This is a genomic window from Streptomyces puniciscabiei, from assembly GCF_006715785.1.
Classification (GTDB): domain Bacteria; phylum Actinomycetota; class Actinomycetes; order Streptomycetales; family Streptomycetaceae; genus Streptomyces; species Streptomyces puniciscabiei.
On record NZ_VFNX01000005.1, the window covers coordinates 188,520 to 214,309 of the forward strand.

22 protein-coding genes and 1 pseudogene are annotated in these 25,790 nt (G+C 67.1%); 8 read left to right on the forward strand and 15 right to left on the reverse strand.

Going from position 1 to position 25,790, the window contains the following annotated elements; genetic code table 11:
* Positions 1-201 precede the first annotated feature (201 nt).
* From FB563_RS40260 to FB563_RS45055, 3 genes are read right to left on the reverse strand one after another with little or no spacing between them, the layout of a single operon-like run.
* Complete coding sequence (locus FB563_RS40260; protein ID WP_055705471.1) at positions 202-1,668, reverse strand: class I adenylate-forming enzyme family protein; 1,467 nt, start codon at positions 1,666-1,668, stop codon at positions 202-204.
* A gap of 35 nt (positions 1,669-1,703) precedes the next feature.
* Positions 1,704-2,624: an alpha/beta hydrolase gene (locus FB563_RS40265; RefSeq protein WP_055705470.1), complete on the reverse strand. Its 921-nt coding sequence runs from the start codon at positions 2,622-2,624 to the stop codon at positions 1,704-1,706.
* 7 nt (positions 2,625-2,631) lie between these two features.
* Positions 2,632-3,606: an enoyl-CoA hydratase/isomerase family protein gene (locus FB563_RS45055; RefSeq protein WP_055705469.1), complete on the reverse strand. Its 975-nt coding sequence runs from the start codon at positions 3,604-3,606 to the stop codon at positions 2,632-2,634.
* A gap of 212 nt (positions 3,607-3,818) precedes the next feature.
* Between FB563_RS45055 and FB563_RS40275 the strand changes: the two genes are divergently transcribed.
* Positions 3,819-4,502: a TetR/AcrR family transcriptional regulator gene (locus FB563_RS40275; protein ID WP_055705468.1), complete on the forward strand. Its 684-nt coding sequence runs from the start codon at positions 3,819-3,821 to the stop codon at positions 4,500-4,502.
* A 53-nt stretch (positions 4,503-4,555) separates the two neighbouring features.
* On the opposite strand, the gene FB563_RS40280 is transcribed toward FB563_RS40275, so the two are convergent.
* Positions 4,556-5,452 (reverse strand): SDR family oxidoreductase, encoded by an 897-nt coding sequence (locus FB563_RS40280; protein WP_055705467.1) that lies wholly within the window; start codon positions 5,450-5,452, stop codon positions 4,556-4,558.
* 107 nt (positions 5,453-5,559) lie between these two features.
* On the opposite strand from FB563_RS40280, the gene FB563_RS40285 reads away from it, so the two are divergent.
* The 3 genes from FB563_RS40285 (at position 5,560) to FB563_RS40295 (ending at position 7,767) form a co-directional block, all read left to right on the forward strand.
* Positions 5,560-6,057 carry a winged helix-turn-helix transcriptional regulator gene (locus tag FB563_RS40285; RefSeq protein WP_055705466.1) on the forward strand — a complete coding sequence of 166 codons (498 nt, stop codon included), beginning with the start codon at positions 5,560-5,562 and terminating at the stop codon, positions 6,055-6,057.
* Positions 6,058-6,172: 115 nt separating this feature from the next.
* Positions 6,173-6,706, forward strand: a complete 534-nt coding sequence (locus tag FB563_RS40290) for an SRPBCC family protein (RefSeq protein WP_055705465.1) — start codon at positions 6,173-6,175, stop codon at positions 6,704-6,706.
* Positions 6,706-7,767: an LLM class flavin-dependent oxidoreductase gene (locus FB563_RS40295; protein WP_055705464.1), complete on the forward strand. Its 1,062-nt coding sequence runs from the start codon at positions 6,706-6,708 to the stop codon at positions 7,765-7,767. The genes FB563_RS40290 and FB563_RS40295 overlap by 1 nt, the downstream gene beginning before the upstream one ends.
* Before the next feature lie 50 nt (positions 7,768-7,817).
* Here the strand turns inward: FB563_RS40295 and FB563_RS40300 are convergent, their stop codons facing one another.
* The gene (locus FB563_RS40300) at positions 7,818-8,447 is read right to left on the reverse strand and encodes a TetR/AcrR family transcriptional regulator (RefSeq protein ID WP_159045478.1); all 630 of its coding nucleotides are present in this window, start codon (positions 8,445-8,447) and stop codon (positions 7,818-7,820) included.
* Positions 8,448-8,543: 96 nt separating this feature from the next.
* On the opposite strand from FB563_RS40300, the gene FB563_RS40305 reads away from it, so the two are divergent.
* Together FB563_RS40305 and lpdA are read left to right on the forward strand one after the other, a co-directional pair.
* On the forward strand, positions 8,544-9,719 hold the full coding sequence (locus FB563_RS40305) for a saccharopine dehydrogenase NADP-binding domain-containing protein (protein WP_063797050.1): 1,176 nt from the start codon (positions 8,544-8,546) through the stop codon (positions 9,717-9,719).
* A 131-nt stretch (positions 9,720-9,850) separates the two neighbouring features.
* Positions 9,851-11,263: a dihydrolipoyl dehydrogenase gene (gene lpdA, locus FB563_RS40310; RefSeq protein ID WP_055705462.1), complete on the forward strand. Its 1,413-nt coding sequence runs from the start codon at positions 9,851-9,853 to the stop codon at positions 11,261-11,263.
* A 50-nt stretch (positions 11,264-11,313) separates the two neighbouring features.
* Here the strand turns inward: lpdA and FB563_RS45345 are convergent, their stop codons facing one another.
* From FB563_RS45345 to FB563_RS40325, 4 genes are all read right to left on the reverse strand, one after another.
* Entirely contained in the window at positions 11,314-11,424 is a 111-nt protein-coding gene (locus FB563_RS45345) for an AMP-binding protein (protein ID WP_324613857.1), read from the reverse strand.
* A gap of 228 nt (positions 11,425-11,652) precedes the next feature.
* Entirely contained in the window at positions 11,653-11,892 is a 240-nt protein-coding gene (locus FB563_RS43655; RefSeq protein WP_199832775.1) for an AMP-binding protein, read from the reverse strand.
* A 39-nt stretch (positions 11,893-11,931) separates the two neighbouring features.
* Positions 11,932-13,419, reverse strand: coding sequence for an amidase (locus FB563_RS40320; protein WP_199832774.1), 1,488 nt, complete (start codon positions 13,417-13,419; stop codon positions 11,932-11,934).
* A gap of 460 nt (positions 13,420-13,879) precedes the next feature.
* A complete protein-coding gene (locus FB563_RS40325) occupies positions 13,880-14,707 on the reverse strand; it encodes an SDR family oxidoreductase (protein ID WP_055705458.1) in 828 nt (275 codons plus the stop codon).
* 63 nt (positions 14,708-14,770) lie between these two features.
* Between FB563_RS40325 and FB563_RS40330 the strand changes: the two genes are divergently transcribed.
* Entirely contained in the window at positions 14,771-15,997 is a 1,227-nt protein-coding gene (locus FB563_RS40330; protein WP_055705457.1) for an acyl-CoA dehydrogenase family protein, read from the forward strand.
* A 133-nt stretch (positions 15,998-16,130) separates the two neighbouring features.
* Positions 16,131-16,625 (forward strand): MarR family winged helix-turn-helix transcriptional regulator, encoded by a 495-nt coding sequence (locus FB563_RS40335; RefSeq protein ID WP_055705456.1) that lies wholly within the window; start codon positions 16,131-16,133, stop codon positions 16,623-16,625.
* A gap of 875 nt (positions 16,626-17,500) precedes the next feature.
* Here FB563_RS40335 and FB563_RS40340 read toward each other — a convergent pair.
* From FB563_RS40340 to FB563_RS40360, 6 genes and pseudogenes are all read right to left on the reverse strand, one after another.
* Complete coding sequence (locus tag FB563_RS40340; RefSeq protein ID WP_079048690.1) at positions 17,501-17,974, reverse strand: aldo/keto reductase; 474 nt, start codon at positions 17,972-17,974, stop codon at positions 17,501-17,503.
* A gap of 430 nt (positions 17,975-18,404) precedes the next feature.
* Entirely contained in the window at positions 18,405-19,637 is a 1,233-nt protein-coding gene (locus FB563_RS44745) for a hypothetical protein (protein WP_234357680.1), read from the reverse strand.
* A 231-nt stretch (positions 19,638-19,868) separates the two neighbouring features.
* Positions 19,869-20,324: pseudogene (locus FB563_RS45685) on the reverse strand (TniQ family protein); the annotation flags it as partial.
* Complete coding sequence (locus FB563_RS40350; RefSeq protein ID WP_079048688.1) at positions 20,321-22,237, reverse strand: TniQ family protein; 1,917 nt, start codon at positions 22,235-22,237, stop codon at positions 20,321-20,323. The gene FB563_RS40350 and the pseudogene FB563_RS45685, both read right to left, overlap by 4 nt.
* Positions 22,234-23,496, reverse strand: a complete 1,263-nt coding sequence (locus tag FB563_RS40355) for an AAA family ATPase (protein ID WP_055705452.1) — start codon at positions 23,494-23,496, stop codon at positions 22,234-22,236. Before FB563_RS40355 ends, FB563_RS40350 begins: the two co-directional genes overlap by 4 nt.
* Positions 23,493-25,790, reverse strand: coding sequence for a DDE-type integrase/transposase/recombinase (locus tag FB563_RS40360; RefSeq protein ID WP_055705451.1), 2,298 nt, complete (start codon positions 25,788-25,790; stop codon positions 23,493-23,495). Before FB563_RS40360 ends, FB563_RS40355 begins: the two co-directional genes overlap by 4 nt.

Consider the following 25,790-nt stretch of genomic DNA (forward strand, 5'->3'; position numbering starts at 1 on the left):
CTGCGGTTCCACAGTCTCACTGGCCGGCCGGGGCAAGTCGTCCGAGCCGCCTCCCGGACCGAGGGGCGGCCCAGTTGCTTCCGGTCGGGCCGCCACGCAGTCAGATCCGGGCCGAGACCGGGACACCCGCCGAAGCGTCCCCCGCGGCCGCGCTGTCGGATGTGTGCTGCCTGGGCATCCAGGCTCGGCGCGCGGTGAATCTCAGGAAGCCGCGACGTGGGCAGCGCGCAAGGAGGCTTTGTCGATCTTCCCGACCGCGTTCTTCGCTATGGCCTCCACCACGAAGAACTCGGTCGGACGCTTGAAGCCGGTGAGGTTGCGCGCACAGAGCTCCCGCAGGGCCGTCGGATCCACGGTCATGCCTGGTCGCGGCTGTATGTAGGCCACGACCACCTCTCCCCACTTCTCGTCGGGTACGCCGATCACGGCAGCTTCGAGCACCGATGGGTCGCCTGTGAGGACGTCCTCGATTTCCTTGGGGTAGATGTTCTCCCCGCCGCGGATGATCATGTCTTTCGAGCGCCCGACCAGGGTCAGATAGCCCTCGGCGTCGAGGTGACCCACATCGCCCGTGTGCAACCAGCCGTCGACGATGACTCTGGCCGTTTCCTCAGGGCGGCCGAGGTAGCCACGCATGACGTTGGGGCCCTTCACGAGGACCTCACCGTCCGTGCCCGGCCCCACCTCGGTACCTTCGGCGTCGACGATCCGAATCTGCTGGCCGGGGAAGGGAAGTCCCACGGTGCCGGCACGTCGCGGGCCCGCGACGGGGTTGACGGTGGACCCGCAGGTTCCTTCGGACAGGCCGTACCCCTCGACAAGAGGGAACCCGTAGCGGGCTTCGAACCGGTTCAGCAGTTCGGCGGAGGCAGGTGCGGCGCCACAGACTCCGAACCTCAGCGACGATGTGTCGGGCCGCACGTCGTCCGGGAGCGCAGCGAGCATGCCGTAGATCGTCGGCACGGCGCTGAAGAAGGTGGGGCGCTCCTGCTCGACGAGGTCGAAGAAGCTGTGTGGGTCGAACCGGCCGCCCGCGATGACGACGCTCGCCCCCGCGAGAAGAGGCGTGAGAATGCTGACCACGATGCCGTTGACGTGGAAGAGCGGCAGGATCAGCAGGCACCGGTCGGCGGGCCCGATGTCCAGGGACAGGCGGCCCATCTCCGTCATGGCGTCGATGTTGGCGTGGTCCAGCATCACGCCCTTGGGCGTCCCGGTGGTGCCGCTGGTGTATATGAGAAGAGCCAGCGCGGACGAGTCCACATGCGGTGCGTGATCCGAACTCGCCCCTTCCTTATACAGTGCGCCGACGGCGAGTACGGCAGTACCGTCTGTGACGGGTGCCGCGTGGTCTTCGACCACCAGCAGACGCGCACCGGAGTCCTTGACCTGTCGGTCCACCTCGACGTCGGTCATGCTCGGGTTGACCGGCGTGATGGTGGCGCCGATCCGCCAGGCGGCGAACAACAGCAGCACGAACTCGATGCGGTTCGTCAGCTTGAGGGCCACGACATCGCCGGGACCGATGCCGAGGTCCTGGAGCTGAAGCGCTGCGGCACGGACGCGGTCCAGCAACTGGGCGTTGGTGAGTGACTGGCGCCCGTCCGAGACCGCTGCCCCATCGGGGTCGTGAGCGGCGCGGCGGTCGGGCAGTGAAGCGAAGTTCATGGCGGGCGTACCTGTCTCGGTGTTGTGCGGTCCGGTCAAGGAGTCGATGCCGACGCGGGGTGCAACTGCCGAGTGAGGAACTCGACCTGGTCGCGGACCAGGGCCTCGAAGGTCTCGCCGGTGTAGAAGTCGAAGTGGCCGGCGTCGTACCTCTTGATCTCTCCCCGGGGTGCGGTGCGCGCGTACCTGAGGGTCTGGGCGGGAGGCGTGACGGAGTCGGTGTTGCTGACGCAGAAGAGGATCGGCATGGCGACCTTCTTCGCCGCACGCCCGGGCCGGTAGGTGGCGATGGTCGGAATGACCCGTGCCGCCACCTCGTTGCGGAACGTCGTCCCCGCCGGTTGCAGCGCCTGATATCCGGGCAGGGCGTCCGGAGCGTTCATGAGGGCCGGCGAACCGGGGGCGGAGGCGATGGGAACCATCGCGGGTGCCTTGCCGCGCAGTCTGGCCGCCATGTCCCGAGCGACCACGGGGGTCATCCTGAGCGAGGCGACCGGGCCGAGCGCGAGCGCGGAGGCGAGACCATCGGTGAACGGGCACTGGGACACGGCCGCGCGCAGTTCGGGATGCCGAGAGGCGACGGTGATGGCATGGCCTCCGCCGAAGGAGCTGCCCCACACCGCGACGCGGGAGCGGTCGACGTCGGGGCGGCCCTTGACGTAGGCGATGGCGGCGTCCCAGTCGGCGAGCTGACGCTTGATCGACAGGAGCTGGCGCGGGTGGCCGCCGCTGTCGCCGAAGTGCCGGTAGGTGAAGGCCACGGCGGCGATGCCGGCCTGGGCGAAACGCTCGGCGAAGGCGTCCAGGCGCATCTCGCGGGTGGCGCCGAGGCCGTGCCCGAGGATGACGACGGGCGGGGAGGTGACGCCGGTCGGGAGGTAGAGCCATCCGGCACAGGTGCTGTCGCCGGAGGGGAAGGTGATGTCGTGACGGGTGAAGGAGTGCGCAGTGGTCATCGTCGGCTCACCGCCGCGTCGACTTCGTCGAGCGCTGCCCGGGCACGCTGCCCGAGGCGAGCGCCTGGGCGTAGGTGTCCGGGGCGTAGAGCGGGAGCTCGCCGGTGGCGTCCGTCGTCTTCATGTAGTCGAGCATCAGTTCCTGACCGTCCTTCGACATGACTCTGGTGAAGAACTCGGCGCGTTCGACGTGGAGTCCGTCCTCCAGGGACATCGAGCCGCCGAAGTACACCGACCTCTTGGCGGCCGCGACCGACCCCTTCGACCGTCGGCCGAAGTGCTCCGCGAGTTCGACCGCCTGCGCGACGACCTTGTCCTGGGGTACGACCTTGTCGACCGCCCCGTTGGCGAGCGCCTCCGCGGGCGTGAACGGCTTGCCTTCGAGGATCGCGGCCAGGGACCGGTGGGTGCCGATCAGGCGGGTCAGCCGCTGGGTGCCGCCTCCGCCCGGGATGATGCCGAGGAGGATTTCGGGCTGGCCGATGAAGAAGTCCCCGTCGGCCATGACCCGCAAATCGCAGGCCCAGGCGAACTCGGCGCCGAGGCCGAGAGCCGAACCGTTGAGGGCGGCGACGAAGAGGACACCGCTGGCGTTCATCCGGAGGTAGGTCGTGTGCAGGCGCTCCAGCTGGAGGGCTCCGCGCATCGGGGTCCTGCGCATCACGGGCCCGAGGAGACGGGACCGGTCCACGTGCTTGGCCATGCGTACGACGGCGGCGGCACCGCGCCGGCCGACCGTAGGGCTCGTGGCGCCCTCTTCCTGCAGCCACTGGACCGCGGCATGGCTGACGAACCGCTCGGGATGTGCCCCGGTGAAGACGACGGCACGGACGCTCGGATCGCGGTCGACCCGGGTCACCAGCTTGTCCAGCTGCCGGGCGATGTCGAGGCCGAACAACTGGTGCGGGCCGCCGTCGACCCGGACGACAAGGACGGCTCCGCGGTCCTCGATCTCCAGATGACCCTTGTCTTTGTATGGCATGGATTCTGCTCCCGTGCTGGGTTCATGGGGGAGTGCAAAGCGAGTGAGGGAGGGGCTGCCGGCGCCAGGAATCTGGGACAGTGCGTGAAAGCCCGTCCGGGGAGGCGCGCCCCGTGTCCGAAACGGCACGTCGCTCGAGATGTGTACTATTGCCGTGACGAGTTACATAACCAAGTTATTTCAAGAGTGTCAATGGTGGAGGCGCGAGAGGCATGGCAGGGCGGCCGAAGCTCGATGACGCACCGGAGCGGCTGGTGCGAGCCGCTGTCGGTCTGCTGGCCGAACAGGGGCCGTCGGCCATCAAGGCGCGTACGGTGGCGTCCGCGAGCGGGCTGTCGACGATGGTCGTCTACGGCCACTTCGGTGGGATCCCCGAGCTGATGCGCGCCGTCGCCGACCACGGCTTCAGGGAGCTCGCCGGGGCGTTCGCCCAGGTGCCGGTGACGGATGATCCGATCGCGGATCTCTTCGCCATGGCTTTGACCTGCCGCCGAGTGGCCCACGAGAACCCTCACCTGTATGACCTGATGTTCGGCCTGTCCACTCGTGCGACGTACCGGCCGCTGTCGGACGCGGACCTTCGCTTGAGCGGCCATTCGCCGGCCTTCAGGGATGCCCACGTCCATATCGCCGCGGCATGTCAACGGCTCGTGGACTCGGGCAGGGCCGAGCGGCAGAAACCTGAAGTCATAGCCGCCCAGTTGTGGAGTCTGGTCCACGGGTACATCACCCTTGAGCTGGCCGAGCACTTCGGCGAGTTCGAGGACCCCGTGGCGCAGGTGATGCGGCCGATGGGCGTGAACTTCTCTGTCGGTCTGGGCGACGAGCGGGAACGGGCCGAAGCCTCGCACGAGGCGGGCGCGCGCCTTTACGACTCGATCGTTCAAGGTCGGTGAGAGTCGGCAGGGCAGGGCAGGTCGCGGTCCCGCGCGGGACTGCTTATGTGCGGCTAGGGCGACTTGGTCTCCGCGGCAGAGGTACCGGTGCCCGGCGTGAGTTGGTCATGCCTCCCCAGCGCCGCGACCTCCCGTTCGAGGGACGGAACGGCACGGGCCGCGAAGCGCCTCGCCCATGGCCAGGCCAGTGGCGAATTCAGCGCTGCCTTGGCCCAGTTGGCCACGACGACCGCGCGCGGGACGTACACACGGCTGCGGCGGCGCACGAGCCCGTCGACGATCGCGGCAGCCGCCCGGTCGGCACTCGTGGTGACATTGCCCGGGTAGGGAAGTCGGTTGCGCAGGCCCTGGAACGAGGGGAGGTCCGCCTCGGCGCCCCGGACGAGATCCGTGTCGATCCAAGAGGGGTGCACCAGGCCGACCGTGACGCCGAGGTGCGCCACCTCCTGGCGGTAGGTCAGGGCGAGCAGCTCGGCCGCAGCCTTGCTGGCGCCGTAGGAGGCCATCGCCGCCAGCGGCATGAAGGACAGCGCGGACGCCACGACCAGCACGTGTCCCCGGCTGCGCTCCAGATGGGGCGTCACGTACTTGAGGGTCCGGAAGACACCGTTCAGATTGATGTCCAGGACCCGCTCGAACGACGCCTCGTCCGTCTGTCGCACGGTCCCGTACGCCACGACGCCGGCATTGGCGACGACCAGATCGATGCCGCCCATGACCCCCGCAGCCTCGTCGATCGCTGACCGCAGGACGGCGCCGTCGCGCACATCGGCCTCCCGCCAGGAAGCGGCGGGGCCCAGCTCGCGGGCGAGGTCACGGAGCCGATCGGGCTCCAGTCCGATCAAGGCCACCTGAGCGCCTCGGGCGATGGCCAGGCGGGCCACCTTCTCGCCGATGCCGCGCGCCGCTCCGGTGACAACCAGCTTTCTGCCCAGCAAGTCACGTTTCATGGCCGCAACATAACTTCGTTATTTTTCGAGCGCAAGATGTCGCGCGGATGAATTGTCAACGCTCCACCTGCTGGGTCCTACGACTGGACGAACCTAAGCTGACGGTCATGAGGCGGACATCCTTTGCGCACTGGCCCTGCTCGATCGCACGCACCATGGACCTGCTCGGGGACTGGTGGACGCCGTTGGTGCTGCGTGAGGCGTTCTACGGAATCCGGCGGTTCGACGCGTTCCAGGTGTCACTGGGGATCGCGCGCAACACATTGACGGACCGGTTGCGCCGGCTGGTGGACGAGGGGCTGCTGGAGAAACGGCCGTACCAGACGGAGCCGGTTCGGTACGACTACGTGCTCACGGAGAAGGGGCGCGACTTCTACGGTGTGCTGCTGGTGATGAACCGGTGGGGGGACCGCTGGCTGTCCGGTGAACAGGGCCCGCCGGTAGTCATGCGTCACGAGGCCTGCGGACAGGAAGCCCACGCCGAGGTGGTGTGTTCTTCCTGCGGTGAGCAGATGACCGCGGAGAACACCAGTCCTCGGATGGGCCCCGGCTATCCGCCACACCTGGCCGAACGGCCGGATGTGCGGGAGCGTTTCGCCGGCTGACTCAGCGGCTCTGCCGGGGCTGCGCTTTCCCTTGACAGGTGAGTCCATCTACGCAACTTTACTGGTCACGTCAGGTCATGGGAGTTCTCGGATCGGCATGGAGGCTGCAGGAAACATGGAGTGGACAGGCGCGCGCTATGCGGACAAGCCGACGGTGGAGGTCCGCACCTGGATCGCGGCCCCGCCCGAACAGGTGTGGACGCTCGTGTCCGACATCGAGTTGATGCCGCGTATGAGCTCCGAACTGCAGTCCGTCGAATGGCTGGACGGCAGGACCGCCCCTGCCCTGGGAGCCCGGTTCATCGGCCGGAGCAAGCACGAGGCACTCGGGGAGTGGGCCACCACCTCCCACATCGTCGAGTGCGAGCCGCCGAGGCTGCTTGCCTGGGCCGTCGAGAACCCGCAGAACCCGACGGCGATCTGGCGGTTCACGTTGGAGCCGCAGGGCGGTGGCACTCTGCTGAGCGAATGGATGCAGATGGGGCCGGCCCGTTCGGGCCTCTCCTTCGCCATCGATCGCATGCCGGAGAAGGAGCAGAAGATCGTCTTCGTGCGCATGCGGGAGTTCGAGGCCAACATGACCATCACCCTCGAAGAGATCAAGAAGCTGGCCGAGAGGGCCCGGCCCGCGGGCGAGGCGAGGCTCTGATGCGTACCTCCACCACGATCGAGGCTTCCGGGGGCGACTGGCGGGAGATCGTCGCCTATGTCACCGAGGCGGAGAAGCTCGGTCTTGACATCTGCTGGGTGGCGGAGGCGTGGGGCTCCGAGGCCCCCTCGCCGTTGGGCTACCTCGCGGCGAAGACCGAGCGCATGCTCCTCGGATCCGGAATCATCCAACTCGGCACCCGCACGCCGATGGCCATCGCCCGCGCCGCGATCACACTGTCGCAGATCTCCGAGGGGCGCTTCCTTCTCGGCCTGGGCCCCTCCGGGCCGCAGGTGATCGAGGGGCTGCACGGCGTGCCCTTCGCCCGGCCGCTGGTGCGGATGCGGGAGACCGTCGAGATCGTGCGGGAGGCCGCCGCGGGCGGCAAAGTCTCCTACTCAGGAAAGGAGTTCCGGATTCCGCTGCCGGGCGGGCAGGCGAAGCCCATGCGTCTGTCGATGCGTGCCGAGCATGACATTCCGGTCTACCTCGCCACTCTCTCGCCGAAGATGCTGCACCTGACCGGTGAGATCGCCGATGGGTGGCTGGGCACCAGTTTCGTGCCCGAGGGCGCCAAGGAGGCGTACTTCGACCACCTGGACCAGGGCCTTGCCGCCGCCGGTCGCGCCCGTGCCGACCTCGACATCTGCCAAGGCGCCGAGGTCGCCTTCGCGGACGACGAGGACGCGCTGAGCGCGATGGTGGCCGGACGCAAGAAGGAACTTGCCTTCAGCCTCGGCGGCATGGGTTCCGCGACCACGAACTTCTACAACAACGCCTACAGCCGCCAGGGTTGGGCCGAGGTGGCGGCCGAAGTCGTCACACGTTGGCAGGCCGGTGACCGGGACGGCGCGGCCGGCCTGGTCACCGACGAAATGGTGCTGGCGACCACTCTGATCGGAACCGAGGGCATGGTGCGCCAACGGCTGCGCGTGTGGCGCGACGCCGGTGTGGACACCGTACGTTTCTATCCGGCCGGAGAGACCCTCGACGCTCGGCTCACCACTATCGGCCGGGCCATCGACCTGGTCCGTGACATCGAGAACGAGGCGGCACGGTAGCGGCACGGCCGGGTGCGGTCGAGGAGTGCTGTTGCAGGCGTTGGTCGACGTCAACCGGGCGCGCTGACGCCGTCCGCCGCCAGGCCCGACATCAGCAGGGTGATCGTGTGGAACGTCCTGGCCAGGGCGTCCTCCCGGTCCGCCGCGGCGGCGATGATCTGGTTACCCTCGCACAGGACGGCCAACAGCAGGCGGGCGACGGTGGCGACCGGAACATCCGATTCCACGTCACCGCGTTCGGCCAGGACAGTCAAGAGCCGTTCGATCGGCGGCTGGGCCACCGTGTCGTTGATGTGCCGGTACTGCTCCACCAGCACCGAGGGCGCCTGGGCCATGAGCTCTCGATGCAGGGGATCGTCGATGGTCCGCCGCAAGAAGGCGTGCGTGAGGTTCGACACGGCGGTCAAGGCAGGCTTGCCCGGTGTCGCACGGATCGCCTCGGACGCCGCGTCGGCGAGCGCTCCGACCGGCTGGAGCAACTGCGTGTAGAGCTCGGCGAACATCGCCTTCTTGTCCGGGAAGTGGTGGTAGAAGGTGCCCTTGCTCACTTGCGCCGCCGCGGTGATGGCCTCCACCGACGTGTCCGCGAACCCGTTGTCGACGAAGAGTTTGCGCGCGGCCGCCACCAGGTCCGCCCGGGTCTGCTCCGCATACAACTGTCGTCGGTTTGGCCCTCTCATGTTGACCATCGTATATTCAATGACCTGAAGTCAGTGAATGACTCGTGGTCGGTCAGTGGTCGTCGTGACAGTGCCCTCCGGAAGGCAGACGTAGCCGTGGAAAAGCGCAGAATCCTGTTGCTGGGTGCGACGGGGTACACCGGGCGGCGAGTTCTCAGGGAACTGCTCGCACGAGGTGAGAAGCCGACCTTGGTCGGGCGAAGCCGAACGAAGATGCTGACCCTGGCCGACCGCTTCGAGGCGGAACTGCCGGTGGCGGAAGTGGACGTCACCTCTTCCGCCCGCCTCACGCGCCTTCTGGGCCCCAGCGATGTGGTCGTCTCCACGGTCGGGCCGTTCATGCAACTGGGCATGGCCACGGTCACGGCCGCCGCGCGGGCGGGAGCGCGCTACTTCGACTCCACGGGGGAGGGCCCCTTCGCCCGCCGGGTCCTCCTTGAACTGGACTCCGTCGCGGCCGCCCGGGGAGCGACTCTCGTGCCCGCGTTCGGCTACGACTACGTGCCCGGCAACCTCGCCGGCGCCCTGGCCCTGGAACAGGCGGGCGAGCGCGCATGCCATGTCGAGATCGGCTACTTCATCACCCGTTCGGGGCGCGGGAGTGAGCTGCATTACCGGAGCACCCTGCGCGACTCCTGGGACCTGACCACGGGTGGCACGCGCCAGACGCTGGTCGCCGCGGTGGCCGAGGACGGGTTCGCCTACCGCTCCCCAGGTCCTGGAGCCTCTTCCCGACTGGTCGACGAGCGGGCCGCCAAGCGTGTCCTCACCTTCCGCTACGCCGGTGTGCGACGCCCGGCCATGACCGTCCCGGGCACGGAGCATCTCGGCCTGCCCGAGGTCTTCCCTCGGCTGGAGAGCGTCGAGGTGGGGATGGGCTGGCTCGGGCGGTGGACGCGTCCGGTACAGATCGCCGCCATGCTCCAGGCGCCCTTGCTGAGGTCGGCGAAGGTGCGGGCTGCTCTGACGCGGTGGTCCGGGAGGCTCCCGGGAGCACATCGTGAGCCGGACACCGACGGCCGTTCCCTGGTGATCGCGGTCGCCCGCGACGGCCACGGTCGTCCCCTGGCCACGACGGCCCTCACCGGACCCGATCCCTACGAGATGACGGGCTCCCTCCTGGCGTGGGGTGCAGTCCATGCGGCGGCGCCGGATGCCGTCCTCAAGCCCGGTGTGCACGGTCCGGTCGCGGCCTTCGGGCTCGACACCCTCAGGCTCGGCGCCGCCGAGGCGGGAGTACACGAAGTCGACGGGGCCTCGGCACGTCGGTGATCGCTGCGCGGGCATGGATCACGGCATCGGGGCGTTGAATCACAGCGACTGAGTTGACGAACAGGTTGTGCGATCGGGAGCGAGTCGGCCACCGACGTGGAGTCGACCGTCCCAGTGGAAAGGAATGGTCCATGGACGAGCAGGGTGAGCACTTCGACGTCGTCGTACTCGGCGCGGGCCCGGGCGGGTACGTAGCCGCCGTCAGGGCCGCCCAACTGGGCAAGCGCGTAGCGGTCGTCGAGGAGAGGTACTGGGGCGGCGTATGCCTGAACGTGGGCTGCATCCCCACCAAGGCCCTGCTGCGCAACGCCGAACTGGCGCACGTCTTCACGCGCGAGGCGGAGACCTTTGGCATCAAGGTCGATGGTGAGGTCTCCTTCGACTACGGGGAGGCATTCCGCCGTAGTCGGAAGGTCGCGGACGGCCGGGTCAAGGGCGTCCACTACCTGATGAAAAAGAACAAGATCACCGAAATCAGCGGACGCGGCTCGTTCCTCGACCCGCACACACTCCAGGTGGCCGACTACGACGGCAACACCCGCACCATCGGCTTCGAGAACTGCATCATCGCCGCCGGGGCGACCCCCAAGCTGCTGCCCGGCACCAAGCGCAGCGCGCGCGTGGTGACGTACGAGGAGCAGATCCTCGCCGAGGACCTGCCGCAGTCGATCGTGATCGCCGGCGCCGGGGCCATCGGCGTCGAGTTCGCCTATGTGCTGCACAACTACGGCGTCAAGGTCACTGTCGTCGAGTTCCTGGACCGTATCGCCCCGCTGGAGGACGCCGAGGTCTCCGCCGAACTGGCCAAGCAGTACCGGAAGTTGGGCATCGACGTGCTCACCTCGACCCGCGTCGAGTCGATTGACGAGTCCGGCCCGCAGGTCCGAGTCACCGTCACCGGCAAGGACGGCACCCAGCAGGTGCTGGAGGCCGACAAGGTCCTGCAGGCCATCGGCTTCGCCCCGAACGTCACCGGATACGGCCTGGAGAACACCGGCGTCCGCGTCACCGAGCGCGGCGCGATCGACGTGGACGGCCGCTGCCGCACCTCCGTACCGCACATCTACGCCATCGGCGACGTCACCGCGAAGCTGATGCTCGCGCACGCCGCCGAGGCGATGGGCGTGGTCGCCGCCGAGACGATCGCGGACGCGGAGACCATGGAGCTGGACTACGTGATGATCCCGCGATCCACCTTCTGCCAGCCGCAGATCGCCAGCTTCGGCTACACCGAGGCGCAGGCGAGGGAGAAGGGGTACGACGTCCAGGTCGCCAAGTTCCCGTTCACCGCGAACGCCAAGGCCCACGGCCTGGGCGACGCGGGCGGCTTCGTGAAGCTGATCAGCGACGGCAAGTACGGCGAACTCCTCGGCGGCCACCTCATCGGCCCCGACGTCACCGAACTCCTTCCCGAGCTGACCCTGGCCCAGCAGTGGGACCTCACCGTCCATGAGGTCGCCCGCAACGTCCACGCCCACCCCACCCTGGGCGAGGCGGTCAAGGAAGCCGTCCACGGCCTCGCGGGCCACATGATCAACATGTAACAGGGCGCTGCCCCCTCAAAACGAACAGGTCGATGCCGGCGAGCGCGTTGTCATACACGTTGCGGTGACGCAGCTCTGCGCTTGGGGTGGCCGGTGGTGCCGGACGTGTAGGGGACTACCGCTGTGTCGTCTTCGTCGCGTTCGACCGTCCGGAACGTCAGGGGCTGCTCGGCTACGACCGAGGTGTAGGACTCCGGCGTCTCGTTCCCGGACTACGGCGCGCCGCCGCTCTCGATCAGGAAGAACTGGGTGCAGTCCGCCCTCTCGCGGAATCCCTTCCAGGCGGCCTTTCCGATCGGCAGCTCCGGGGTGCCCTCGAAGGCGAAGTACGCCCTTCGCGTCGGAGTCGGTGAGGTGGTAGGCGACCTCGCGGCCCTGCAACAGCGCGTTCAGCGGCACGACCGCGGTGCCGGCCTTGAGGATGCCGAAGTAGATGCCGGAGAATCGGGGCAGGACAGCGCGACCTTGTCCCCGGGCTGGATCCCGCGCGAGACGAGCAGGTTCGCCCCCCGGTTGGCCGCGGCGTCGAGGGCCTCGTACGTGATGCGGTCGTCGCCGAAGACGATCGCGGTGCGTTCCGGGTAGCGGGACGCGGAATCCGTCAGCAGTCGTGACGCGTTGCGGCTCAAGCCGTGCATCGTCGTTCTTCGGGGTCTTCGGGCGGGTGGTCAGGGTCCAGTGGTGGGGGTCTGGACGAAGGCCGGAGGCGGCACGAAGCCGTCTACTTCCCGGCCCAGCAGGGCGGCGAACTCGATGGTGGTGAGATCGCCCCCGCTCGGGCCCATGGCCTGCAGACCGATGGGCAGTCCGCTCCTGCCTCGGCGCACCGGGATGGTCGTCGCCGGCCCCCCGGAGACGTTGGCGACGGCGCTCCACTTGACCTGGTCCCAGTAAGGGCGTCGCACACCTTCGACTTCGAATGGCCGCCCGAACCAGTCGATCAGCTTGTTGTGGTGGGCGGGGGCGGCCGTCGGGGTGACCGGCATGAGCACGATGTCGAAGTCCTGGAAGAACTCGAACCATCGCTGCCGGATCTCATTGCGCACCATGTGGGCCTGCAGCCAGTGATAGTGGGACTGGAAGGTTCCGAGCAGGGCGGGACCGGCGTCACCCCGCGGGTGCTGGACGAACCGGGCCAGCACCGCGGCGCTGGAGGCAGGAGCGAGGCCGGTGCGGTCGCCCGCGCCGAAGAGCAGGGGCTGGAAGGCCTTCTCGTGATTCGTCGCGATGTCGACAGGGAGGCCGGCGGGCTGGACCGTGATCTTCGCGCCGGCCGCCCGCAGCACAGTGACTGCATCGTCCACGGCTGCCGCGACGTCGCTGTCGACGGGACACGCGGGATCCTCACTCCAGACGGCGACCCGGAAGTCGGCGAGCTTGGTCGCGCGCGGCGGTGCGAGTGTGTAGCTGAAACCGCCGTCGTAGTCGGCGGGCCCGACCGTTGCCCGCAAGATCGGGACGAGGTCACGGGCGTCGCGGACCTGCGCGCCGCCGCAGCCCATGTCGGCCTCGGTCCATCGTCCCGGGCCCGGGCCGTAGGGCACATGCCCGATGAGGGGTATGGACCGCCAGGTCGACTTGTGCCCGTACAGGCCGTTGAAGTGGGACGGGATCCTGGTCGATCCGCCGATTTCCGAGCCGAAGTCGAACGCCGTTAGGCCCGCGGCGGTGGCGACGGCGCCGCCCCCGGCGGATCCGCCCGAGGTACGGGTCGTGTCCCACGGGTTCGATGAAGGACCGAACACCGGGTTGTCGGCCTGGACGTCCTGGTTACCCGGAGGCATGTTGCTCTTCCCCATGATCACGGCACCGGCCGAACGCAGCCGCTTGACCGCCTCGGCGTCCTGGTCGGGCACGTAGTCCTTGAGGTCTGTTCGCCCGCAGACGGTGCGCATCCCGGCTGTCTCGAAGCTGTCCTTGACCGTGATGGGCACACCGTGCAGAGGACCGAGGTCTCGCCCGGCCGCCCGCGCGGCGTCCGCTTCCCCGGCCTCGCGACGGGCCCGCTCGGGGTCAAGGGTCACCACCGCGTTCAACACGGTGCTATGGGTGGCGATCCGCTCAAGATAGAGCTCGACGAGTTCTCGGCTCGAGATCTCACCCGCGGCCAGCGCGCGTGACTGCTCCACTGCGGGCTGGAAGGGGACGTCACTCACGGCATGCCTCATCTCTGACTCTGACGGCGCCATCAAATGTGAGTCATAACATTACATTCGACAGACCATAGGCTCGGGATGACGTGCAAGGCAATGGCCCTGCGGAATGAACGGAGGATCCTGTGGCGTCAGAGGATCCTGTGGCATCAGGGGCCGACCTCGTCGCCAACGTCGTCGTAGAGGAGCTACGCATGCAGGCGGCGCGGCGCGGCACTCTGCGGCCCGGCTGCCCAGCTTCGAGGATCTCGTTCTCGGCTATCTGTCGCCCGAGCACCGGGACCAGTGCGGCCTCGGATGTCCCTCCGGGCCCTGCTCGACTAGTTCGACCGCTGCGAAGGCCCAGGTCGCTGCAGCTGTCCCGCGCCGCCTTCGACTCGAAGCTCGCCGATGAGGTCCTCGAGAAGGGCATTGCGAAGGGCATCGAGAACGCCCTCGCGTTCATCGACTGAGCAGTGTGGGATCAGGCCGGATCGACGAATATGTCGAGCGCGAGATCGCCTTCGAAGTCGGCAGGGCTGTAGACGGACAGGTCGGTGACGCCCTCGTCCGACAGGACCTCGTCGTCGATGAACAGGTTGGCGGTGCACTTCCGCGCGTCACGCGTGAGGATGGCGTACGCGGCGTCCGCCATGATCCGCGGACTACGGGCTTGTCCGGCGCCGCCGACCACGTTGCGCACGGCGGCCGTGTCGATCAGGGTCCGCGGCCACAACGAGTTGGCGGCGATGCCGTCGGCGGCGAGCTCCTCGGCGAGCCCGATGGTGCACAGACTCATGCCGTACTTCGACAGCGTGTAACCGAGGTGCTTCCCCACCCAGTGCGGCGCGAGGTTCAACGGCGGGGAGAGCGTGAGGATATGCGGGTTGCCCGCTTTGCGCAGGTGCGGGATAGCGGCCTTGCTCAGCAGGAACGTGCCGCGCGTGTTGATGTCCTGCATCAGGTCGTACCGCTTCATCTCCAGCTGCTCCGACGACGACAGGTCGATGGCGCTGGCGTTGTTCACCACGATGTCTATGCCACCGAAGGCGCTGACCGCCGCGTTGACAGCGGTGCGCACATCGTCCTCGTCGCGGACGTCACCGACGACGGCCAGCCCCTTGCCGCCCGCGCGCTCAATCTCGTCAACGGCGGTGTGGACCGTGCCTTCGAGCTTCGGATGCGGCACGGCGGTCTTGGCGAGCATCACCACGTTCGCACCGTCGCGAGCCGCGCGCAGAGCGATGGCGAGTCCGATGCCGCGGCTGCCTCCCGACATCAGGATGGTCTTGTCGGCCAGCGTCTGTGTCATGGTCGAACCTCCAAAATAGATTGTCGAACTAATGGTACGTGGTACTAATGGTATCTTCCCCGTATGACTTCCACTCCCACACGCCAGATCGACCGGCTCTACCACGAGCTCCTCGCCCCCAAAGAGACACAGTCCGTTCGCGCTGCCGTGCGCCGGATCGCAGAGCACGAAGTGGCTCCCCACGCCGTGGCGATCGCGGGGGGCGACGAGCGCACGGACGGCTTTCCCCGGCATGTGTTTGACGCGCTTGCGTCGGCGGGCGTCTTCCGGATCCCCTTCCCCAGCGAGGTCGGCGGCGACGGTCTGACCCATCCGGCGAGCGCCACCGCCGCGGCCATCGAGGAACTGGCCTACTACTCCAGCAGCGTCGCGGCCGTCTTCGACGTGCACTGCATCCTGGCGGGCAACGCCCTGCGGCAGGGCACCGAGGAGCAGCAGCAGCGATGGCTGCGAAAGGTCGCGGAGGGCTCAGTGGTCGGCGCGTTCGCCACCACCGAGCCGAACGCCTCAAGTGACCTGTCCCCGCAGGCGGTTCAGACCGAGGCGATACGCACCGAGGCCGGCTGGGTGCTGAACGGCCACAAGCGGTGGATCTCCAACTCGCCCGTCGCCGGGTTCGTGGTGGTTCTCGCCCGCACCGGCACCCGGCTGAGCATGTTCATCGTCGACACGGCACTTCCCGGAGTGGAAGTCGGCCTTCCAGACCGCAAGATGGGCAACCGCGGCCAGCTCACCGCGGACATCCGCTTCACGGATGTGCACCTGACCGACGACGACCTTCTCGGTGGCGCCGAGGGACACGGACTACGCCATGCGCTGTCCACTCTGACCTACGGCCGGATCGGTATCGCGGCTGCCGGGGTCGGAATGGCGCAGGCCGCCTTCGACCACACCGTGGCCCACCTGTCGACGCGACACGCCTTCGGCAAGCCGGTGGCCGCCAACCAGCACTGGCAGTTCCTGCTCGCCGAACGGGCCACCGAGATCGAGAACGCCCGCACCCTCTACACCAAGGCCGCCCTGCGCCTGGACGCGGGCAACCCGTCCCCGGAGCCCGAGGCCGCGATGGCGAAGTACTACGCCACCAAGCTGTCGGTGGACATGGCGCGCGACGCCGTCCAGGCCTTCGGAGGCCTCGGCTTCGCGCGCGAACTGGGTGCCGACGGCAGCCCCGGACCCGTCGAGGCGATCTACCGGGACAGCAAGATCGGCGAAATCTATGAGGGCACCAACGAGATCCAGAAGTGGGTCATAGCCCGGCAGATCTTCGGTCGGGCCATCGTCGGCTGACCACCCAGGACGCACCGGCCGTAAGCCGGCGGAAGGTGGGGAATCCCGCCGGCCTGCAGTGGTCCTGGTGCCTCGGGCGTTCTCGTACGATGGACAGGACCATACGTACGACTAACCATGGGCGGGATAAACAATGTCCGAGGCTCCGCTGGTTCCGGGGACAGTGGCCGAACACACCATCTGCCTGCTGGTCAAACTCGGGCAGGTGGCGTTCAGGATCGCCGAGGACGGCATCGGCGGGACCGGCTTGCGGGTGCGGCATTACAGCGTCCTGCAGGCTTTGGCGGACAACGGTGCCATGCCGCAACTGGCACTTGGCTCGTTCCTGCGCATCGACCCCGCGACGATGGTGACGAGTCTCGACGACCTGGAGCGCGCCGGATACGCGGAGCGGACACGAGATCCGCAGGATCGTCGCCGCTACGCCGTGGACATCACCGCCGAAGGGCGCAAGGTCCTGGCCCGCCTCAACCGCACGCTCGTCGATCTCGACGCCGAAATCCTCGCAGACCTGGGCACCGCGGACCGACAGTCGCTTCACGTCCTGCTGGACAGTCTCGCCGGAAGTCCCGCTCTGACCTCCCTGTTCGACACCGTCCGGGAGCAGAACGGTGGGAAACGGGCTTAACGGCTCTAGGGGATCGCCCCGGGGTATAGCGCTATGCCCCGGTTCTGGCGAAGTCGGCTTGCCGGGCCGTATGCCATCCGGCGGTCTCCGGCGGACTCGTTGTGGTGGGCAGGGGGCGCCCTGTTCGTAGGCCATGCGTCAATTGGGTCGAGCATGGGGCAACACCCGAGTCGCTGACCGTGATCGAGGTGTTCGTTCCCGGCAGGTTCGTCACCACGTTCGCCGAGCGGTTTGTGTGGTGGGCTCGGAGGGTTGGGCGACCGGGCTCCACGAAAAGTGCGCCGGTCGGCAGACTGAGTCTGGAGGGGCACGCGCTCGTCCCCGTCGAGGGGGGACGTCGTCTACAACGGCGTGCACCTCTCGCTCGCGGAATCCGAGGGTGGTGGCCGCGACGCGCGAAGGGCACCCCGCCAAGTGAAGGCGCTCGGAGTGGAGTTCGTGGTGGCCGGCCACCAAGACCCGGCCCGCCCGGACGACGCGGCCCACATCGGCCGCACGAGGCGCTACCTCGACGCTGCGGACCGGCAACCGAAGAACTCCACCACAACGATGGAGTTCTTTGAGGGGATGACGGGTTTCCACCCCGAGTGCATCAACCCGGGCGTGCTGTGGTCGGGAGCCCTCACGCTTTGTCCGGCGACTAGGTTCAGCAATGCTGATACCCCAGTCCCTCACCTACTCGGCCAACCGTTCCTGCCCAGGAGGTCGAAGACGCGCGTTGTCCCTCTGCTTCGCCAACGATCGACACGATGGGGCTGTGACGGCTGGGTGGGATCTGCCACGGACCGCCACACGGCACCGTCGCGCACCAGGCACACGAAGCGGAACGGAGAATGGCGTCGACGGCAGGGGCCGTCGGCGGCAGGATCCGCGGCTCAGGCCACAGGCACGGCGGGCTGGATGACGAGGGAGGCGTCACCACCCTGTACGACGTTTCGGATGCCGGCGGAGGTTTCGTGGGGCACTCCGAACGGGAGGGCGCTGACGTCGGACAGGTGTGCGAACTGCTTCGAGGTGAGTTGGACGTCCAGCGCACCCAGGTTGTCGTCGAGTTGCGCGAGATTGCGCGGGCCGATGATCGGGACGAACGAGGTGGACGCCTGGGCAGCACGCTCACGGACCCAGCCGACCGACACCTGGGCGGGCGTGGCGCCGCTCTCTTCGGCGATGGCCAGGGGGTCACTCAAAGCAGCGGAAGTGTCCGGCCCGCGCCCACAGTTTCGCCGAAGTGAGGTTGCACCAGGAGAGGGAGGCGGAGACGCAGCGACAGATGAAGGGCGTGTCGGTTGCCGCGGTGACCCTTGACTGCGGCCTCCCCGCCAGGGGCGACGAATGGCGTACGGCAGCATTGGCCCCTGCTCGGTCTGTTGAGGAGCTTCAAGAAGGTGAGCAGCACCTCTGAGTAGCCTGCAGCGGCTGGCGACGCGCCCCGTGCCGACTGCGCCAGCGGTCGGCTGTGCGTAGGGCTGGTGACCTTGACCTTGCACTGCCGGTGCTGAACAGTGCGGTGGTGGCGGAGCGGATTTCGTCGACAACCGGAAGCGTCCCGGACGATCAGCTTCCCAGCGTCGTACGACTGGACGATATTTGACGAGATACGCTTCGGTCGCGTGACCTTAGGGGCGTATTTCGGTGGGGTCCGTGCAGTCAGTGACGGCGACGCTGTAGGAGTCTGCTGGCCGGGGGCAGGGTCTCATCGAGGCATAGGGGAGCTCACGGGATGTCGCACACTGGGCGCAGAGGCACAGCCGGGCTGAAGGTAGGCTTGGTGGTCGGTTGTCAGGGACGCTTGCGAGTAGCTGGTCCCTCAGCTCCATCGGCTCCCTCGTTCAGCGCTTGGGCGAAGTCATCGGCGTATTCGCTGATGCGCTGAAGGATGCGGAGTCTGGCGCCTCTGCGGTTGCTGGGGGTCTGCAACTGTCCGATGGCGGAGACCAAGGGCTTGGTACTTTGCCTCGCTCTGCGAAGTGCTTCGATCGATGGGCTGTGCAGATGGTCGCCCTGGGTGACTCGAGCCCACACGAGCGCGGTTACCGCAGCCCGGGTCAAGGGGGACTCCACGTTGGCAAGGCGGACCAGGCCTTCCGTGAGCGCAGCAAGGTCCTTGACAGGGATCTGCCAGGTACGCAGCGCTCGACGACGCGCAGCGAAATTCACGTTCAGTGGATCAGCGTCCAATTCCTGCGCGAGGGTCTCGACTGCAGTGTCGAGCAGTGGCCAGAGACCGCCGGGCAGCAGGCTTCGCTTGAGGACGGCAAGGCTACGTTGGGCGGCGATCCACGGTACTCCCAGGATGACGGCGCATTGTGGCCAGGTTCCGCCGCCAGCCATTTCGACGAGCTTGAGGGAGGCTACTCGGCGTAGATGCCGTGGCTTCCAGACATCACCGGAGTCCCACAGGGACGTCAGATCACCGAAGTGCGCACCGATCCATGCCTCGGGCAAGAGAGCGGGGACATGCTCGATCCCGAAATGGACCTGACGTGAGGGAACGTGCTGTCTGGCGTGGTGATGGCCACCCGCACGGTTGAAGCCAAGGGACCGCTGGGCCAGGGCTCTTGACAGGTCTGGGGAGACGTCCATGCGTCGGAAGGCGGCACCGGTGTTCGCTTCGTTTCGCGTGAACGCTGCGGTCGCGAGCGGCTGGATCCGCTCGCGAAGGGCCAGGTCGTCCTGGCCCCGGCCGCCGAGCAGGGTGTCCGCGGCCAGCAGCAGTGCTCCGCACTCGGCCGGGTCTTTGGGCGCCGCCCATGCATCACGGACGCGCCTGCCCGGGCTGCGGTTTTCCCGGAGGGCGGTCCAGGCGGCAACGTGGCGGGCAATCAGGTCGGCGACGGCGCTGGAGGGGGCAAAGCGTGCACTGTCGGGCCAGCTGAGCCGGATGAGTTGAGCGGCTGCTATCAGGTCGGAAAAGAAGTGCTGCTCTGGATTCGAGTAGTTGCTGCTGATCGCGGGCGGATGTTCAGTGGGCGTCAAATGCCGGTCGATACGTCGCTGTAGGGCGAGCATCATGACCAGGTCACTGTCCGGTTGCTCGGCTACCCGGGCCGTCTGGTCGAGTCGCGCTGCACACGGCGGTATCCGGACGCTGGTACCGACAGGGCCGGGCGCGAGGCGATGGCGGCACTGCGCGGGGTGTAGTCCACCGATCGTGCGCTGTGTGATGAGCCCTTGCCGTTCGGTGTTCGAGGACCGGTTCGGATGACCTCCGCACTGTGGACATCCGCTCTCCAGGACGCGGCTGTGGGCAGTGCACGCGAAGGAGACCGGGACATGCCAGCGCAGTCTCCACGGGCCTCCGTACGCGCTCTGAATCGCGCTTCCGTCTCCAGCCAGGCAGTCGGGGCAGTAACGGCTGGACAAGCTGAAGGCCCAGGTGCGTCGGGCGGAGGCCATATTGCGACTGCCGCCCAGACGCATGTTGGCCAGTGGCGGATAGGCCGCGGCCATGGCTGACAGGGTGAGCGCGTCGGCTTCGCCTTCGCGGAGGGATGCAGCTGCCTCGAGAGACTCGGTGGCTTCTGCGGACAAGGTGATCAAGTACTCGGCTGGCAATCGGTGTTGGTGACGGCTCAGTCCGCACAGCGCGGCGATCCTGGCCGGCGAGCGATCCAGTCGGTAGGCAAGACGCAGGAGCAGGCCTGGCAGGGACTCTTCCGGCAGCGGAGCGAGACTTCGTGCCAGTGGACGGGTCGTCAATGGACCGGACCCTGCTGTCGTGCGCCAGTGGGGGTGGTGGGGTTCGGCACTTCGATTCGCAGGTCAGTTCCTTCGTCGCAGGCTCGGGCGAGCTGGGCAGCGTAGGATGCCAGCCACCGACTCAGCGTCGTGTAGGACGGCCTGCGCTGAGTCCTGCTTGCGAATAGCGCTGCCTCTTCGGTCAGTCGGCGGGGAGAGTACGAAGCGGAGCGGCGATGGGTCACCGTCGGGCTGTGAAGGTAGCTGGCCTGGTTGACCATGCACCAAACGACGGCCTCGCCGACTCGGGGGTCCCCCGTTGCCTGGCGCTGCTCAAGACCGGGTATGCCCTCGCACAATGCTTTCCAATCTGCGAGCGAAAGACACCAGTCGGCTGTGGAACGGCGGCGGTGGGCGTAGTTGACTCGGCGGTCCTGTTCATGCAGTTGATGTGCAACCAGGTCGACCGCGTCCTCAAATACAGGCCAGAGGCCAGGAGTTGTCAGCTGCTTACCCAGCACATTCATCGTCCGGCGAGCGCTATTCTGAGGGATCCCCAGAGCCTGCGCGCACGCTGGCCATGTCTGATCACAGACCAACTCGGCGAGCCTCAATGAGGCAGCCCAACGCAGATGGCGCTCCAAGAGCGTGGTCATCTTCGGCAGGCGATGCACGAGAGGCTGGAAGTACGCGTCGAACCATTCTCTTGGGAGGAGAGGAGGGATTTCGGCAGTGCTGAAACGGTAGAAATTCGGGGCGACACGCAATATGGAGCGCTTCTGGAATCCGTAGACGCGCTGTGCGGTGGCGCGCAGCAAGATAGCCGAGACGTTGCTGTCCTTGAAGAGCTTGTCGCCGATGGAGGCCGACCGGCGGTACGCCTCGCGAGCGAGGGGCTCGATACGCTCACGCAGAGGGACAAGAGCCCGATCGCCGAGCGCAGTCGCGGCTGCGAGCAGAAGGGCCGAGGTTTCGGCCGTTCCGCGGGGTGCGCTACGCCGGATCTGAAGTCCGCGTTGAGACGGATTGTGCAGATAGGGCGTGGCGTACTCGTCCACGAGGTCCGCCAGTGCTGTGGAGGGGAGGAACGAGGCGCCCTTCGGCCAGCTCAGCGTGATCAGGCGCGCGGTCGTGATCAGGTCGGGAAAGTAGGTGTGCGGTGTCCTTCTGTCGGCAGTACACACCAGTTGACCTGGATCCAGCCGCAGGTTCAGGTTGTGCTGGAGGTCAAGGATGTGCTGCATGTCCAGTGGCGACAGCACGGCGGCAACGTCTCGCGGGGCGTCCAGCCGTGCGCCGCACGGCACGGCGCGGGCCCGCGGTTTGGGCAGTGGTCTGGGAGCCCGGTTGCGGCACTGGCTCGGGTGTAGTCCGGAGACGTGGGGAATCTGGACAAGGCTGTATCGCCGGATAACGCGTCCGCTGAGCGGCTGAGTGCATCGGGGGCAGGTGTTTTCGAGGAGGCACAAGTGCTGCGTGCAGGCGAACGTGACGGGCAGATGCCAGCGCAGTTGCCAGGCACCGCCGAAGGCCTGCTGCACGGGACTGCCGTCCCCTCGCAGGCAGTGGGGGCAGTAACGGCTGTCGGGATTCGTGGCCCAGTTGATGTGGGACTTGGATCCGACGTCTGCCTTGCCGGCGCGAAGCTTGGCAAGCGGTGTGTAGGTTGTGGCGAGATCCTGCAAGGTCAGGGCCTGAACCTCGGACATGGTCAGGTGCGCGGCCCGGGCCAGTTGTTCGGCGGTTTCCGGGTTCAGTCCGCGAAGTTGGTCCTGGGGGATGCTGTCGCTTCGGCAGGTCAGGCCACACAGGGTTGCCACGCGCTGAGGGGTGCATCCCATTCGATAGGACAGGCGCAGGACGAAACCGGCCAAAGATTCACCGGGCAGCGGATCGAGGCTGCGTGCAAGCGGACGAAGAGTCGGTTGGATCATCCGGCGGACTCCGCTGCCGGTCCCGAGTCGTCGAACACGGTGTTCCTGCCCTTCGGCTTCTTCCGGGGCCGAGACTCGACCGGCGGGATCAGTGGCTGTTCACCGGAATCGGCGTCCAGGTCGGGCAAATCGGTCGGGAGGACGGCACAGCGGTTGAGTAGCTCTTTGCTCAGCCGCTCGCTGCCGTCCTCGATCGCGACTCGGCAGCCTCGCTGCACCAGCTTCTCCAGGAGCCCGACGACCCCATTCGTTCGCTGGAACAGATACTCAGGCATGGATCCGGATGTGAGCATGCCCTCGGTGTCGTGCAGGAGCCGCAAGCTCTTCTCGAGCGCCGCCAGGTGGTCGACCCAGGCCTTGATTTGCCCGGGAGTGTCGTAGTCGAACGGCTGCAAATTGACCATTTCGAAGCGCCGCTCATGCTGGGTCGCAGCGTCCGGATTTGGGCTGCGCCCGCGGTCTTTCACTGGAGGAATGACCCACTGCTTGGCAACCGGATCGAAGCTGCCGCGGCGCAATAGTCCGGAAGTGGGGATACCGACACCCACCAGAATGAGGGTGACGGACATGCTCATCACCTCCAAGAGAAGGTCCAAGACGTCCTGGTCGCTCTCGCGATGCAGTTTGAGTCGCGTGATGTCGTCGATCACGAGTGCCTTGGTGGCGTGCGCGGCGATGGCGGCGTTCACCGTCCGGATCAAGTCTTCCTGGCGCATGTTCTTGTAATCCTCGCCGTAGAAGTCGAGGATGCGCTGGCAGGTGGAGACGGGGGTTGCCTTGACCGGGCAGCGCACATACGCAACAGGAGCGAGGAGATCCCTGGTGCCGGCCATGGCCTCCGGATTCATGTACTCGTTCACCTCCAGCCATTCTTCCTCGAAGGCCGCGATCGCCGCGCAGACCGTTTCGGTCTTTCCCTGGGCGCCACCCCCGTTGACCATGACCCCGGTCCGGATTCCGGCCTTGTGGCTGTAGGCGGCGTCCTCGATCCGTGCTTTCACCAGCCACGCCACGGCATCGCCCATTGGGGTGGACTGCACTGGCAGGCTGCTGTGGGTGGCCAGACGGTGCAGGTCGTGAATTCGCCGTCGGCGGGGCGTCAACTGCAGATATTGCTCCGTGCTCAGTATGGGCGCCGGCACGAAAAGCTCGCGGGTACGGACCCACCGGTGCCAGCCCTCCACCCGGGTCCGGTCGATCGGCGGCCCAGGCAGGAACGAAGTGACGGCCCGGGCGGGCGGCTTGGTGGGCTCGCTCACGGCTGGCCTCCAGGCTCAGCGGCGGATTCGTCCTCATCGTCGAGCAGGTCCATCAGGCTGCGCCCCCGCAACCGCTGGCCAAGGGTGGACGTCGCAGCCGGTTCCTCGGAGACTGCCTCCCGTCGGCGTCGGCGCTCGCCGTCGATCGCAGCCCGGCCCTGCTCGGCCCGCTCACGCCATCGCAACGTGACGACATTGTCGACCTCACCGCCTTGGCGTGGCACAAACGGTGCCACCTCGTCGGCGCAGGCAGGGGCAGGGGAGGGCTTCGGTCGGTCGGCTGCCGCCGCTGTGGCCTGGGCCTCTTCGCGGGCGTGCTCGGTTCGCTGGGCCTTGGTCATACGGGTGGGCCATTGGTCCACGGGGACATTGCTCCCGATCAAGTCCAGCAACAGGGGCAGCAGATCTTTGTCGGACTTCGGCTTCAGCCCCTGATTGCGCAGCTCGCGCATTACCTGCCGTACACGGGCGTCACTGAACGCGGGCATTCGGCCCTCGTCCGGAAGGCCCACCCAACGCAACTGATGCCATTCATGAGTGAGCGGATCTTGGAAGAAAACGAAACATGGATCACGTGGATCCCGGTGGAACACGTACTTGTTCTTCGCCGCCCCGCCCCGGCCAGACGGACGGAAACGCCACTCGTTCAGTGCCTCCCCGTCGTACCAGAGATTTCTGATTTTTACGCCGCGTCGGCCGTGAATCATCACCCGATGAGTAGGAAGCAGTTGGTAGTACAACTCCGCCGGCGGGATCTGCAGTGCAAAGCCGCCCTGGGCCATGGACGCCGCGACCAGGGTATTCGGACTGTGATCACCAGCAGGATCCCAACTGGGTGCGTAGGAACCGAACCTGCGGTTCTGCCAGATCCTGACGACCCAGGTGGCAATCAAGTGCTCCATCTCCGCCACGGTGATGCATGCGTCACTTTCCGGATCGATGCCGCGATCTGAGCTGTCGACGCCCTGGTAGCCCGGAAGAATCCGGAACAGCAGGGACTGGATCGCGCCGAAGGCTCGCTCCACCGCCTGCTTGTCGGTCGGCCGCAGCACCCGACTCGGCCGGATCGTCGCGCCGATCACCCGCTGAACCTCGATCAGGTGGTGATTCTTGTACACCGAGCCGTGGTCGGTGGTCACGGTCTCCGGGGCGAAGAACGGTAGCCCAGCGACCTTGCCATCAGTGAATTCCGCGATCACGCTGCCGAGGACCCCGGGATAGGCCCACGCCATCTCCTCGCCCCAGTCCGGGCGCATGGGCAGCGGCATCATGACGTCCCGCAAGATCATGGCGACGTCTACTGAGGTGTCCGAGACCAACGTGAGTCGGAAAGCCACGATCGAATGCGTGTATACGTCCAGAGCCAGCGTCAGATGCACTGACACCGGGTCGCCAAAGACCTGCTCACGGACTTTGACCGGGAGTACCGTCGTGTCGAGCGCCACTACTTGCCCGGGCCGACTGACCACCACGTGCCTACCTGTCGCCACCGCTTGAGCCCGTGCAGCTGAAACGGCATAGCGCTGACGGGCTCCGGTTGATCCGAACCACTCCTTCCACACGACCCGGAGGGTTTCGTAACTGGGTACCGGCTCGTCCTTCCCGAACTCCTCGCGTACGTACTGATGGATCAGCCGTTCACGGTCTTTTGCTGTCAGCTTGGAGCGGTGCAGGGTCTCGTGGCGTACCGCAAAGATCGCCTCACGTACCGCGGCTGAGATCTGACGGCCGGTCGCCTCCCGCAGCCACCGGTCGTCCGCACATCCCACCGGCCCGAAGCGGCGGCGGTCCAGATCCCAGCGGATCAGAGTGCGGTAGCTGACCTTGTCCAAGCAGTGGGCGGCGGCCAGATCCGGGTTGCGTATCGTGTCCTGCCGCAGCTCCCGCACCTTGGCATGACGGCGCTCGGTCAACGTGGTGGAGTTCGGATCGTATTGCGGCTTCGGCTCTCCGGGGAGCGCGTTCAGCGGATCACCGCTGCGAAACCCGGTCTCCACCTCCCGCAAATGGTCCACCCGCAACATCACGAGTGGCCGCTTGCTCGGCGGCAGATCGAGAACGCCCTTTGGCTGCCGCCCGCGGCTGGCGGCCGGAAGGTCCTTCCTCGTTCGTGTCGACGGCCTGATGTTCGGATGGTGCATCAACTGCCGCACCGACGTCTTCCAAGCCTCATGCTCGGGCCGGACCAGCACCACCTTTCCGACTTGGGGTTGAAATGCCTCCACTGTCCACGGCACGCCGTTCACGACGAACTCGTTTCCCGGCGAGAGGTCCCAGGCAACCGCAGCGGTCAC